The 15,956-nt window shown below is 65.0% G+C and carries 1 protein-coding gene (cut by both window edges); it reads right to left on the reverse strand.

The whole window is internal to an amidohydrolase family protein gene (locus NFL01S_RS01370) on the reverse strand: the coding sequence, 62,271 nt in all, runs 15,676 nt past the left edge and 30,639 nt past the right edge, and what appears here is coding positions 30,640–46,595, spanning codon 10,214 (complete) through codon 15,532 (partial); the first complete codon in reading order (the gene reads right to left) occupies positions 15,954–15,956. The start codon and the stop codon both lie outside this window.

Raw genomic sequence — 15,956 nt, forward strand, 5'->3', positions numbered from 1 at the left:
GCCACCGACTCCAGCACCACATCACTGATCGCACGCAGCTCCGCGGCACGAGCCGTCGGCTCGATCGACAGACCCGCCGGGTCCACACCCGCCCGGTCCAGCAGTTCCCCCAGCCGCCGCTCGAGGTCGCCGGCACCCGACGCCATGGACCGTCCGATCGTCTCGCCACTGTCAGCACTCGCCACTGCGTCGCGTGAATCCGAACCGTCCCTATATGGCACGCCAGATCGCCTTGCGGCGTCGGCATAGCGGGCATCCACGGTATCGCCGGCCCCGTAATGCTGGGCCGGGAATGCAGCGGTATGCATCCAGGTTCCGGGCGACCGTCGGCGTTCCCGGGTGGCCACCGCCCGCATCGCGCTCTTCGCCCGGGCCAGTTCCGCCGTTCCCGCCGTATGACCGAACTCCAGGATGAGCTCCGCGAGTTTCGCCGGGCACGCGATTTCCGCTGCCATGCCCGCCAAGGTGGCTTCGATCTCCCGGATCTGAGCGACCTTCATAGCCGCCAGGTACGCGTCGTCCGAAGGCGCCTGAGCCCGAATTCCGGAATAGACAGCCGAGCTGTGGACCATGCCGAGCGCCTGGTTGTTGCGCTGTGCGCGCATCAGCTCGCCTCTGCGGCTCTCGTCACCCAGTGAGTAGTGTCCGACATTCAGATTCCGGCGCCCGGCCTCGTAATTGTCGAACTCGTCACTGGCGAACTTCGCGCCGTACCGGGCTTCGCGCGGAGAGAGTTCCCGATCGATTGCCGAGTTGTGGACCGATTCCTGTTCCAGGAGTCGCCGATACTCGACGATGTCGGTTTTTCCGCCGTCGACGGGTAGCAGGTGTTCGCGGTCGATACCCAGCGATTCCAGCCATAGATGCCAGCGGATGAAGCCCTCGAGCTCTTCACGTGACCAAGACGATTGATCTCGTGGCCCGTCCACCGGATCGATCGGCACAACGATATGCGCGCGACCATCGACCACGGTATACAGTTGCGCGGCCAATTCTGCGTCCAGCCGCAGGTTCGGCGGAATACTCTCCGGGCCGGTCCCGGTACCGATACGTCCGATAGAACCTCCGTCCAGCAAGAGTGCATCGATCTCGGGGAACTTGGACCGCAGCAAATCGCCGGCCAGCAGTGAGCGGAAGAACACGCTTCGCTCGTCCGCGGCCGGCCCGGTTGTCTCGATCCCCAATTGTTCGGCTATGTCCTCGAAATCGACACCCTTCGGCGGCACTGCCGAAGGCAATGCCCAGGCGAGTTCGTTCTCGGCGCTGCGGCGTATTCCGGCGATACGTTCCTGCAGCGCACCGAAGCGCTCGCCGACTGTCGTCGTGACTTCTGCCGCAGCTTCCTCCGCATTGGCGCGTTCCCCGTCGAATGCTTCCCCTTCAGCCGGTGCGTACTTCAGGAAACCCCGGGCCGTGGACAGGTAAGCCGCAGCGGTGTCGGCGACCGCAGCGTCGATCACCCCGTCGATCACCTGGTTCTCGCCGTCCAACCATGCCGCGAGCGTGTCTCGAAGCCCGTCGGTATCGAGTCCCGCGAGGTATTCGTTCAGTCGTACCCGGAATCGACGCTGGAGATTCAGATGCGCTTCGCTTCGAAAGTCCGGACTGTATTCGAATCCGATTTGCAGCAGCTGCTTTCCATCGATCGCCGGTTCCGGAACGGCCCCCGCCCGCCGCGCCGCCTCCGCCGCAATATCACCCGTCCTACAGAGCTCATGAACCTCTTGCTCGAACAATTGCCGCGGTATCGGCCGGAAGAACCCCCGGATGGCTTCCCGAGCCGCGATGAATCGTTCCATCCGGCCATTCCGGAAATACGTCCTACCGCGGTCTCCGAGCAAATTCTCCAATTGTTCGGGACGTACCCGCTGATCGCGGCACAGATGTTTCTTCAGCCGCACCACTTGCTCGTCGGTGAGCAGATCCAACGGCGGTTCCACACCGATACGCCTGTACTCGGCGATCCAGCCGAGCACCGTAGCCGGATCGCCCGTCTCGGGCAGTGCAGGCGCCGACCGGCTCACGGGTGCCCCGGTACCCGCGACCGCGTGATCCATCTCGGACCGACCGCCGGATGGCGATACCGCACCGGCCGGGCCGGCCGAAACCGTGATTCCGGTCGGTTCCCTGGAGGGGCTCGCCGACTGGGATCCGGTCTGCTGAGCACCACCCGGTGACACCGCCGGTCCGGCTTCATCGGCTGTTGTGGTGGCAACCAACGGCGCGATTTCCGGAACCAGCTTTTCCCGGTGGATCACCTCACCGGGCCGGCGACCGGTTGCCGTCGGGACCGTCTCGCCCTCTGCCTTCTCCCAGACGACGACACCATCGACCATCACCAGATCTACTCCGGTGGACACCTGCGCGGGGTCCTCGAAGGTGGCGTTGTCACGGAAGTTCTCCGGATCAACCAGCACCAGATTCGCCTTCTTGCCCGGCGCGATTACTCCGCGGTCGGCCAATCCGAGGACGTGCGCCGGCAGGTTCGTAGTCCTCCGCACGGCTCCTTGCCAGCGGATCAGGCCGGCGTTCACGAACAGGTCGAAGATCCGCGGGAAGCTACCACGGAGGCGTGGATGCGGATGCGCGTCGTGGTGCAGACCGTCCGAGCCGAACAGAACGTCCGGATCCGCGACGATTATCTCGACATCCTCCTTGGTCATCATGAAGAACACCCCGCCAGCCGGGTTCAGCTCCGCTACCGCCTGTGCCTTGTCTGCCTCTCGGACCATGCCGCCGGCTTCGAATGCGGCAAGCTCGTCCACGGTCAACTTGCCGAAATCCAGCTGCCGGAAGCCGGTTTCGGTTTGTTGTGCATCGTTTCCGAACACTTCGGTGATGCGTCCGGGCTGCATGAACGCGAGAGCAGTGGCCTGGTCGCCGCGGAAGCATTCAGCAAGACGCTCCGGCTCCATGAACGCCAGGGCGGCCGCTCTGAGGTCCCACCCTTGCATCTCCGGGTGCGGCTCCGACCACGCCACCATCACGCGGCTCGATTCGCGCACCGAATCCATGCCCAGCATGGTCGATCCGGCTTCGTACGGATAGACATCCGCCCAAATCCGCAAGCCGTCTTTACGAGCGTTCGCAATGGACGCCAAACCGGCCGGCGCCCCGCCGTGGTTTTCCGCACCGGGATACTTCAGATGCGAAATCACACATCGCACGCCGTTCGCCACCGACCCCTTGGTCGCCCGGACGATATCGAAAGTCTCCTCGAGGTCTGCTTCGCTACCGGAGTCCTCCCGCATATGAGTGGCATACAGACCATCGAACTCGGCCACCACCTTCGCCAGGGCGATGAGCTCGGCCTTGTTCGCCGCCGCCGCCGGTGGATAGAAGGTTCCGGTGCTCATACCCGCGGCGCCGCATTCCAATGAGTCCCTGAGCAACTCGCACATATCGGCGATTTCCGCGTCGGTCGCCGGCCGATCGAGTTGATCATCACCCATCACCACTTTCCGCAGCATGCTGTGCCCCACCAAAACCACCACGTCTATCACCGGCGGCAAGGCGGCGACCGCCGCGAAAAATTCTTTGGTCGACCGGAAGAAGCGCGCCTTGCGCTCGGCAAGCTCTCCGGGCTCGACAAGGATGTTCACCGGCTGTGTCGCGGTCGTGTCCTCGGCGGTTGGTTGCAGGCTCAGCCCGCAGTTGCCGATCACAATGGTTGTCACACCCTGGCTGATCAGCTCCTCCAGCGAGTCGAAAAGCGCTCTGTCGGCGTGGGTGTGCGTATCGATGAATCCCGGCACGAGCGTCCGGCGGCGGCTGTCGATGGAGGTGGCAGTGGAAACACCCGCAATCCCGGCCCCCGGCCCCTCACGGACCGCGACAATGATCCCGTCCTTGACCGCCACACTGCCCACGAACGCTCGCCCACCGGTGCCGTCCACCACCACGGCATCGGTGAACAAGGTATCTGCCTCGATGACCTCCGGAGGTGCGACTCCACCCGGGTCTATCTCGTCGGTCGCCGGTTCCGGCGTCGGCCCGCCCTCCTCGGGTGGTTCCTCCCGAAAGTGGGCTTCGGCGGAGCCTCGGCCTTCGGTCAGCCCGATCCGGGTATCGCCCAAATCAGCCTCGCGACCCTCTGGTCCGTCGGAGTAGCGGGGGGACGACAGCCTCGGCTGCCGCATGAGGCCGGTCGTCCGGCGCCGGACGGCGATATCCGGGGCAACACCGGACTCGCGGGTGAAAATCGTGCCGACGGTGCGCTGTACCCGCACCGGGAAACGGTTGCGCGACCACTCGCGGTGGATGAAGAGATCCCAGTCGATCCAGTCCTGACGCGCGGGGTCGTAGACCCGCACCTCGTCAACGCTGACCCGCTCGATCACATAGGCGTGGGCCCCGTTGGTGTACACATCGACAGCCAGCGCGCGGCCGCCCACCGGAATCCGCGCGACCAGCGCCTCGCGTGTTCCCGGACCGCCCTCGGTGTCGGAGTACTCCATGAGTTTTCGATGACCTGTTGCGTGGAATATCTGGTCCTCGGTGTATCCCGCCGGATCCGACGGCTGCCTGCGCAGCCAATCACCGCTGATTCCCCATTCCCCGAACTGGTCCAGCGACAGCGGGGCGCAAACATTGGCCAGCTCATCACCACCAGCTGACCTCACGTAGGACGACGTCGCCACGTCGGCCTGCGTCAGGTCAGCTGGTGGTGTGGCCGGCGCGCCGGATGTGCCTGCCGGGGGCTTCGGGGCCCGCCCGGAGCCCACATACTTAACCCTCGGCTCAGCGGCCGCAGTGTCCCGGGTCGTGGCCTCGTTCTTTTTCTCTTCGTCCGCTTTTCTTTTCTTCTCTGCCTCCGCGCGTTCCCGGGCCGCGGCCTCATCCTGCTCGGCCAGGGCGGCCTCATACTTTCGATATCCGACATCGTGGCGGTTCTTATCACCCAACAGCGCGCTGACATGGCGCCTCCGGAACATCTCGGCGAGCTTCGCATTATCCGAAAGGATCTCCCGAAGAACCAGGGCGACCCGCTCGAACTCCTTCGCTATCCCGAATCCCAGACCCGCAATCATCTCCGGTTCGGTCGCCAACGTTTCGTCGACCTCGAATCCCGCGCTGTTGTAGTACAGGCCCAAAGCCTGTGCGCCGGTGCCGACCTTCAACATTTGGTCCCGCATATAATTGCGCAGGAAGACGGCGGTGAAAATACTTCCGTTGCGGATGAAAGCCAGCCCATCCCGGAAGTACGCGCCGAGATCGAGCGCCTCGCAGGTGCCCGTGCCGTCTTCCTCGGTGAGCCGCACATCCACCCCGCGGATCCGCCCGTACCGGCACAGGTTCTTGCCGCACTGCCTCTCCTCGCCGCTTTCTTCGTCGACGACGAGCGCACCGCAGTGACCCCCCTCGGCGAAGTGCTGGCCTTCGTGATCGCGGCACGCCCAATACATCTCGACGTCGCTGTCCGGAATTTCGGCGACCTTCTCCAGATACGCCAGCAGACCCTCGATCGAAACATTGCCCTCATCCACCTGCAAGAGGTGCTGCGGTGCGATACCGAGTACATCGGCATTGTGGAGATGCCACATGAGCGAGTAGCCCTTGGCCTCATCGGTATAGGTGAGGACACCGTCCGACTCGCCCTTGATCAGGGGGATTTTCAGTTCGTCGGCCAGGGCCGGGTTGCTCTTCTTCAGTTCCTCGAACTTCTGTTCCATTTCGGCGCGACCGGGCTGCTCGTGCATATAGTCGACCAGCATGACGACATGGACCTTTTCGCCCCGCAGCATTTCATAGATCGTGGCCGCGATGTGGGCACCGAGAATCTCGTCGAGTGGCGCATTCTTCAGCGTTATCGTTATGCTGCCGTCTGCATTCAGCTCCATGGCCTTGCAGCCGTAGGGTCCGGCGCCCTCCACCTCGACCAACAGTTCGGTCAAGTAGCTGAACGCGATCTCCAGAATCGGATCGTCGCCCACCACCGGAATCACCGGTTCGATCCCGTGTTCGGTATTCCATCGCACCCCATCGAAGGAGCTGTCACCACCACAGACCCGGCGCAGCGTGTACTCGCGGCAGGCGACGACCTTCTCGATCCACCCGGACCAGTTGTCGAGACGTGTCAGCAGCTGATCTTGCCGGCGCTCCGCCTCCTCCACCGACCATATCTCGATCAAATCGTCGATATCCGTGCGTGGCAGCGCTTTCTTGCACTCCGCACCTACCCGATCGATAGCCTCTTCGATCCAGGTGTCGGGTTTTTCGAGTAGATCCGACAACGCCTTCTCGGGAGAAAACTTCCGATGCTTCCGGTTCCGTTCCGACCTTTCTTTCAGAATACTGCGAGCGCAGTGGTCGACAAGCACGGCCTCAACCAAGCCGACCAGCGCACCTTCTCTACCGGCCAGGTACTTCACCCGGGCATCGTTCTTTTCCTGCTCAGCGTGCAACCATTCCTTCTCGGCCTCCTTCCATTTCGCTTTCTCCCTCTTTTTTTGTTTATTGCTGAGAGGCTTGCCGTCAGGGCTGGTGAGCTTGTCGAAGTCGACTCGGGGATATCCGAGTACGCCATCGCCCTTGCCCTCGTCATCGACGAACCACCTCCTCATGAAGGTCATCGTGTGCAGATTGCTTTCCAACATCTCCAACAGGTGATCCGCCTGTTCCGGGTCGTTCACGATCTCTGCCGCCGCACGGATGATTTCGGCCTTCCTGGCCTCATCGGCCAGATTTGCCTTCACCTGCGCGAGCAACTCCGCACGCCCGTGGACACCGTCGTCCTTCTTCGGCTTGCCGTCGTCCTTCTCCAACTTGACGGCGAAGAACTTATCGCAGGTCTGCTCTGCTTTTCGCCGCATCCCGACGGGACCGGATGCCGTGCTGAGGACCTCCAGCATGATCGAAAACTGATGCGGAAGGTTTTCCTGCTTCTCCATCAAGAACCGGAACATGCGGTCCAGAGCCCACGGTTCGATATCCTCGGTGCGGTAGTGCGGCCTGCCGTCTCTCCACTCGACGGTCGCGCTCAGCGCAACGATCTGTGCGGCCACATCGGCCGGGATACCCAGCGATTCGAGATCGGCCGGTTCGGGTAGGTCGTGTGACAGGTCCGGTCTGAAAGTCCCCAACCGCGGATCCCACACTGGGGGAAGGTCCCCGAGGAACGGGTGCTCCGCGAGCATTCTCAGCTCGTCATGCTTGCGCTCGGCCACCGCACTGGCCTCAGCGGCCCTCGCTTCCCCCAGACCGTCCCAACCCACTTCCCCGAGGCTCCGACGGCGGTTGCGCTCCGCAATTTCCAGCTCGTCTTGCACCAACTCGACCATGCTTGTCGGTACAGCCACGTAGCCGACTTCGCGTCCGACATTTGTGGACACACTCAGGCGGAGTCGACTCTGCTGCGGAATCCCGGCCAGACCCGCCTGGACCACATCGAGGTGATCCCCGCCCACGGCCAGCGCCGACGCGGCAGCGAGCGTCCGATCGTAATCGTGCAGTTCGACAAGCTTCTCGCCGTGGCTCCACACCCGGAGCAGCTGGGTCCGTACCATGTCGACAAACGTGTGGCGCAGCTGCGCGCTCATATTCCGTTTGTCCCAGCGGCATTTCACCGTGCCGTCGATCGTCGTCGCCGGTCGTCGGACCGCTGGGATGGACAGCCCGTGGAACGGCTTGTCGCACCATCCTTCCTCTCCCAGCTGGTACAGCTCGATACCCACGGAGTTGTCCGGGCGCGTGGTCACTTCGATCCTGGTGCCAGGGGTGATCCCGGCCTCCAGCCATTCGGCCAGCCAGGGCATCGACACCCCCGGAACGGCATTCACCAGCGACGCGGACAGCGCGGACAGTGCCTCGGGTGTCATCTCGCCGGCTACCTGCCCGACGAATTTCGCAGTATCCGGCGACAACTCGATCCGCGGCACAGGATCGCCGGTCCGGTCGCCGCGGTGGGCCACCATCCCGGGCGGCTCCGTGCCCGCCAGCGTGAGCCGGATCGGCTGGGATCGATCCGTGGCTTCCGCCAGCATTCCGACCCATGGGCCAGCCGCCGCCGGCCCACCAGCAGGCAGGCACCCCACCGCAGCGTCGAGGATCCGGCCCTGTTCGTCGGCCGCCAGTTGGGTGCCCACCTCGATATCGAGCCACTGGTCGGCACCGTGGGCCCGCTCGGCCAACGTCATCCGAGTGCCGCCACCGCCAGCCTCTTCCACCGTAACCCGAACACTCGAACCGTCGAGAATCTCGGTGGTCACACATCCCGGCCGGGCACACTGCACGGCGGCATCCACCACCCGATAGGTATCGGCCAGGATCGCCCCGGATCCATTCGGACCGGCATCCGCTGTGGCAGGGCGGGTCGCCCGCTGCCCGAGGCGCCGTACCTGGGCACAATCATCGGCATGCTCGCCGCGGTCGGCATCCGTGGCCGATGCGGCCGAGACAGGTGGCGCCACCATCCGGACGATCCGGGGATCGCCGTCGTGGCCGACACTATCCAGCGTCACCCGCCGCTCCCCGGAATCGTCGTAGAACTCCACGAGCAGCCAGGCATGCTCCGCCGTAGACCAAATCGATGCGGTCAGCGAGCCGGCCGGGCACTCCGCCATGATCGCGGACACTTCGGCTGTGCACGCACCGAATCCCCAGCTGCCCAGCCAGTCCGCAATATCCGGGGTGCTTCCGGAATCGGTGGAACCGGTGATGGTTACTCGATGGTCCGGGCGCGGTCCCGGGTTCACCGGGATATCTGCGGCAGGCCGGTGATCGCCCCGTGCGGCGGCGATGGCAGCCAGTGCCTGGCGGCCGGCGATCAGCTCGGCATCCACTGTCACCGTCGGCGCCCCATACGTCCTGATCGGGCGGCTCACGGAGGAGACCATGGGATTCCAGTTCCCCGGCTCCATGCCTACGGACATCCAGACATGCCCCGGCGTGGTTCCCCGCCGCGCATCATCCAGTGGCCGCTGCGCCTCCCCGAGCATCTTCTGCTGCATATCGAACCGTAGTTCCGGCGGCACTCCACGGAGGGAATCCTCGATACTGCGCCGAACCATGCCGACCGCGGCGTCCGGCTCGAAACCGGCAGGCGATATCTCGGTAAACGATTCCAGCGAACCGTATTTCTCGGAAATGCGCAGGCAGTACCAGGGCGTCCCGTCTTCGACGAAATAGAGCGATACCGCGTTTCGCTTCCTGCCCACCCAGACTTCGCGCACCTCCCGGCCCGAATCCCGAGCCGACCGGAGCGCCGCGGCACACCTGTCCCAGATCAGCGACGTCCACTCGTCGGGGAACTCCGTATCTCGCACGACGTCGTACAAGCGGCTGTCCAGCCACGTTTTTTCCTGCTCGGTGCCGTACGGGATCTCAAGGGCAATGAGTTGTGCCGCACTGCGCGACATGAACGGGTCGTGCACTGCACCCGCTGCTCTGTCGTCCCACTGCGGGAAGGTCGTCGATTCCGTACGTGGGAACCGCACCCAGTCCGCGGGAGGCCCGGTCGTGATCAGCCCGGAGCCCGTCCAGCACAGGCCATGGTCGAATTCATCGACGACACGGCCATTCGAGCCGTGCCAAAGACCGGCCCTGTCCTGCACATATACGTGCCCCCCAGTTATCGTCGCCGACCACCCACTCGGCAGGGAATCATCACCCACCCGGTATTCGACCACCGCGTACCGGGCCCCATGGAGCGCGGCGAACACCTGGTTCTTCGCGTTCTTGTCGCGCTGCACAGCCGCGGCCACGTCGCGCCCTTCGACATAGTGCACCGACGCCGCCGAATCCGGTGCTTCGACGCGAATCTCGACGGGATCGCCGGTGGCGTCCGTCCGCTGGACCGCTTCGTACACCGGCGCTATCGGACGTTCGGACTCCGCACTGCTCACCCCACCGTGCAGTCCCCGCCACCGCAGTCCGGTAGCCACAGTCAGGGTCACCGTGGTCGGCGCGGATCGGATCTGCCGGTCCCATTGCTGCCGGGCCGATCCGGAGTCTCCGTTCTCTTCCGGCAATGCCCCGAGCAGCAGATCCAGCGGTTCGGAATACTCGGCCCCCACCAATGCCGACAGCTGCGCCACATGCCTACGCAGTACGTCGATCTTCTCGGTATCACCCTGCTCGATCGTCGCGGTGTACTGGATAGCACGACTGCTCACGGTCAGCGTGAAGCCGAGCCTGGTATCCAATTCCACCAGCGGCACTCCGGACTGATCCGGGCGCACGCGCACGTCCATCAGAGGTTCGCTACCGCCGCTGGCACCGAGGATCGCGCCCGCTGCCGCAATAACGTCGTCAGCGGGATACGTTCGAAACCTACCGTCGGTCGACGTCAGAGCGCGTCGTATCGCGTCCTCGCCGAATCCACCGACGGGGGGTGTCGGCGACCCGTCCTTATGCGAACCCGCAATGATTTCCGGATCGGGACCGGGTACCGCGCCCGGCTCCCGGCCGTATCGGGTCTTCAAGACCAGTACCTGGTCGGCGCCCGGGAAAGAAACCTCGTCAGTATCTGCGCCGTACGCGACCACACCCGTCCGGCACTTCTGCGCGGGCATCAGTGACGGATCCCACACCCGGCAGCGTCGCTGCACCGGATCGTACATCCACACGTTCTCACCGCGTGCGAACCGAGCCCGCACCGCCGCCACCTCGGCCGGCCCGCCACCTTCGGATTCGACCAAGGCGGCGACGAAATCCACATCATTGCTCAACAGCAACATGTGGCCATCGACGTCACCCGAGCCGTAATCCTCGGCTACAGCGACGGTCATTGTATCGGCACCGTCGCGGCCCAACTCCGCAGCAATCGATTCCCGGGATATCCCCGCACCGGTCCGGAAGTCCCTCCCCTTCATCGCACGTCTGATGTAGGAGCCCTCGGAGCCGGAAACTTCGGAACCGGCCTCATCTGTCCAGCCCACCGGCACCACGCGCGCCACATGCTCGCGACCGGTCCGGGTCGGTGAGAATCCCACCCGCAACGCCCCCAGGGAGAACCCGGCACAGTCGTCCAACCCCCACGCGAGCCCGGACACCGACCCAGCTGGATATGTGAGCGTCCGAGGTCGGCCGTTCGCAGTTCGTATCTCGACCTCGATTCCGTCGGCCGTGTGCCGAACCGTCACGGTGGCCGGCCAATGGCCGATCGCCCGGCTGTTCATCAGCTCCAGGACGGTGCCGGCGCAGATCGCATCGACCTGGGCCCGTGGCAGGTCGGCGAGCGCGATCTCACGAAGCAGCCGATCGGAGATGCCGATCGGATCGTCGTCGGCGGAGTCCAGGGTCCAGGTGAACGGCTCTGTCCAGGCGGCCATGCCGAGAAGGTCTGCCAGCGATCCTTCGCCCGTCGTGGGGTCGATCGCCTTGACCAGCACGGTGCCGTCAGCCACCAGTGGCGCCCCCGGACTGCGGGCTTCTCGAATCGCTCGATGTTGCTGCGCACTGGCGTCGACGAGCCGACCGGGGGCGGCATTCGGGTCGCCTGCCAGCCGCACCATTTCGGTGCACAGCTCGGCGATATCGGCGTCCATGGTGTCGTCGGCGACCAGGCCCGTCCACCGGACGTATGCCAGCACCTGGGCGAACAGTTCGTTCTCGGCGCCGAAGTCGCCGGTACTGTCGGCGGTCTGCGCTGCGACTTCCACCGCTTCTCGCAACAGCCGGGCCTTGTGTTCGGTCCGGCCAGTGATGACGGCGCGCAATGCGGCCGCGAGGTCGCCCGGCTGCTCATCGGGAGCAATATCCGCATCGACGTCGCCAGCCACCCCCTCCGGCTCCGGGCCCGAATCGACATCGCCCTCCCACACCTGCGGATCGAACCGAATCACCGAAGACTCGTCCGGCGTTTCGGAGAACACGGCCTCGGCACCGACACGCGCCGCGGGATCGGTGACCTCCGCTGTCAGTTGCTGAGCGCCGGGGCGACCGCTCAGATGCAGATGGAGCCAGCCGCCTTGGTTCATTCCGGCGAACAGCACCGCGTCGGCGAGCCACCGCAAGGCCGCCATTTTCGCCGACGGAGGCCAGTCTTCGATCAGTTTCTGCACAATCCGAACGCCACCGATACCCGCCAAACGGATGTCGTACTCGAATTGGGTGGTTCCCTGCCAATCGAGTGCCCCATCGGATCCCGTTGTCACCATGAAGCTGACAAGTTCCGAGCCACGCCCGGCGGTGATCTCGACACCGACGGTGTTCTTCGCTATTCGGATCGGCGTCACCCCGGCGGCCAGGCAGGTTTCGACCAGGTAGACGATATCGTCCGCGACGAATCGGTCCAGTTCTTCCCGTAACTCATCGATATTGCCGACCGGCGCCGTCTCCTCCGCGGAACCGTCACCGAATTCGACGAGCTCTACGGTCCCGGGCATGATCACCCGCGAAGGGGATTCCCCGTACGGCTCGCCGAAAAGCCGCATGTAGTCGTCCATCTCACCGAGTGAGGAGGTGGCCACGTCAGGGCGGGGTTCCACCGGCTCCGGGGCGCGCGCCGGCGCAGACCCGCCGGCGGGCACGCCCTCCGCTATCCGACCCGAGGTGTCGGCGCCGGCATCGTCGAACTCGAACCACAGCGTGGTCGGAACCCGCCGTTTCCCGGCCCACTCGGTCCCGTTCCACCCGGACCTGTGCGCCAGCGCCGACATGAGCCGCAGGACAGTACTTTCCGGCGGCCCGCCTCCGGTAACGGTGACTCGCACCAGCCCCTGGGCACGTTCGGCTCGCACCGTGCCCTCACCTCCAGCAGGCAGATGCTCGACCAACTCATTCACCAGCAGGGCAATCGGTTCCGCATGCCTGGCGGCCTCGGCAGTACCGAGCAACGCGCAGATATCCGCCACAACCGACGTCGTGCCCTCGGTGTCCCCCCACTGAACGGGTGCCGACACTTCGCCGATGATCTCTGCACCGTCCACATATCGTGTTCCGTCCACTCCATGGGTCACGACGAAGCCTTCGGCGAACTTGACGCGACCGGTTGCAGACGCGGCGGGCCACGCTCCCGCATCTCCGTAGCGGAATTCCACCGGAAACTCGAGCTCGGCGAGTTCCCGCAGTACCGCGGACTTCCGCAGCTGCGAAGTCAACGCACGTACCAGGTCGGCTTCCGAATCCGCCGCGGTCCCCGCGATCACCAGGCGGCCCCGCGCGGCTTCCAGGTCATCTGTCGCATTACCCGTTGTGAACAGCACTCTCGGTGCTGGTCCCGCGCTTGCGACATCAACCGGTAGGTGCTGCGCTGCGCCGGAATCGGTCAATGGGGAAAGAAGAGCTCTCACGACATCGAATCGAAGGGCGGACAACTCGTCTTCGCCGACTCTGAGCTGTTCGGCAACAATATGGCTCAGTTTGCCCTCGACGATCCCGGTGGACCAATAGCGGTATTCGAGGCGGGTGGTCAATCGTTCGTACCACGTGTCGAAATAGCCCGGAGCATCGCGTTCGACCGCGGCGATCACGCCAGTTACCGCGTCGGCATCGGACTCGTCGCGCAACAGCTGCGCGGCACCGTGCAGTACCTGCGCGCGGGCGCGAGCAGCCTCGTCCGGCGTAATGGACCGGGCTTCGGCAATCCGGTCGTCCGTGGCTCCCGCCAGCAACAGCTCGAGGACTTCTCGATCTTCCTCGGACAGATCGCCCAGCGCCCGATCCCAGCGATTGTCCCCTCGTTCCAGACTGTGGGCAACGATCTGCTCATCGAGATGCTCTGGGCTCTTCGACGCCGTCAGCATATGCGCCAACTGAACAATGGTGGCGGAGGCTGCTTCTTCCGGCACCTCTCCCCGTAGCCAGGATTCCGCCGTCAGCCGATGGTCGCCGGGTAGCGACAGCACAGCCGACCGCACCACCTTCGGCAGCGCCTGGACTGCAGTACGGACCAGCGATACCGCCGCCGCGTGCTCACGCCGGGCCGCACTTCCGGTCGCCGGCAACTCGGTTTCGGCGTCAGTGTCCCCATTACTCGGCCGAGGTGTCGAATCTTGGTCGAGGCCGGCAGTGGACTCCCCGCTGAACCGGCAAATGGTCCACTCATTCCCGAACGCAACGGCGATACCGACGTAGGTCACACTGCCGAACCCCGGTTCCAGCTCCGAAAGGTCGTCCGTTCCGAATTTCGGAGTGACGTGCGCCTTCCAATCGTTTTCGTCGAATGGTTCCGGTTGTACAGTCAGCCCACTTTCAGCGAGCAGACCGATGACCGCGGTACGCAACTCCTGCAGCTCGCCGGTCTCGTCGGCGACCTTGTAGACAATGCACTCGGACTCTCGACCCCGGCTGAATACGTCCCCCTCGCTTGTGTGTGCGTGGATCGGCCTGAACCGCGCGGCCAGGGTTTCGACGATCTCGCGCAGCTGCGCCTTCTGCTCCTCATCCCAATCAGTGGCCATACCAAGCCCTCTGAGGGTCGTATGCAGCTTGTCGGCTGGAAGCGCCTGCTCGCCGACAACGGCGAGACGTCCAGTATCGGAATCAGCAATGACCAACGCGATCATCGCGCCGGCACGCGCGCGGTCGAGCGCGGTCGTCGGCGCGGTGCCTGCGGGCTCCGACCGAGCGTCGGGTTCGTCGTCCTCGCGGGCCGCGAATCGCGCAGACCAGTCCTGACCGGCGACTTCGACGACGAGGGAGCGTGCGCCGGCAGGGCCTTCGATGCGCACCGACACATCCAGGTCGGAGTCGTTCAAGTGGTCGTACGCGACGGCTGCCATCCACGATTGCAGGTCATCGATCGCGCTGACATGGCTGGTGTGCGTGTGTATGCGGCCCCGGCTGGGCTCTTCGGTCGTGGTGACGGCGCGATCGGGCCACACGGCTTTCAGGTCACCGAGCCACAGCCACAACTCACTCCACCGATCGACGGCACCGCGGCGCACGTTCCACTGTCCGTGCATCGCGCCGTCGGCGCCGGGCGACAGGACCGGTGTCATGGTGACGGCAATGGCCAGCATCGCGTCGAAGCGCTCCACCCGATCCTGCTGGTTTGCCGCTTCGGCCTCGTGGCAGAGCCGCAGCACCGTCGGGATGCATTGGCCTCCCGAAATATCCAACTCCGCCAGGGTAATCCCGTTCAGCACCGCAAGCTCGGCAAGCCGTTCGACCGCGGCGCGGAGCCGGTCGGCGGGATAGTCGCCCTGCACCCCGGCCCGGATCGCCTGCCGCCGCGCCGCTTCGGCGATGTCTTCGTCGTAACGCCGTCCCGCGTCGTGCGCCGGGCCCGGGGATTTGCCGTTGGGGTCGACGCTCCCGCTTGCTTTCGACCTCAGCGCCTTCAGTACCTCGGCGCGGTGGTGCTCAGCATGTCGCAGGCGCAGTTCCGCTGCGCGCAACGCGATCACCTGCCGGAACGGGTCATCGGAGTCGGAATCGACGTCGCCGATCGCATCGGCGGATTCGGCGGCCATCGCGGCCACGGCCGCAGCGAGAGTCGCTGTGTCGGTCAGATGGACCGCGTAGCGGAGAAGCTCGGCGATATCGGCGGTCAGATCGTATTCGTTGCCGTAGTCATCGTCGGCGAAGTCATTGCTGCGGTAGACATCGACGTCGGCGGGCGCGTGTATTATCGCGTCCACCTCGTGCAACGCGCCGACCAAGCTCCGCGCCAGCCTGAAGTCGCTATCCCGCAACCGTACCTGCAATGCACGATATTCGGCGCGTCGCGCCGACAACTCGTGGTCGGCCGCATCAACGGCCGGCCACAGGTCACCCAGGGTCGTCGGAATTTCCGGCTCCGACGCCTCGGCCCCCATCCGCTGCTTGGCCGCATTCAGAGCACGATTGAAGTCCCTGACCTCCGACGGCGGATGCGAGCCTTCGGACTCGCGCTCGACGTGATAGTCGACCCGCCGCGGCCGGACGCCGTCGACAGCGACCGCCAACTCCAGTCCCCCGGGAGCGTCCGGATCCATGATCATAGTGAGCCTGCTGTCACGCCCGACCGCGGCGGCCAGCGCTTCCCGCGACTGCGACCGCGAAGGGTGTCCGACGCCGATGCCGCGACCGGC

This window comes from Nocardia flavorosea NBRC 108225, from assembly GCF_001613385.1.
GTDB classification, from domain to species: domain Bacteria; phylum Actinomycetota; class Actinomycetes; order Mycobacteriales; family Mycobacteriaceae; genus Nocardia; species Nocardia flavorosea.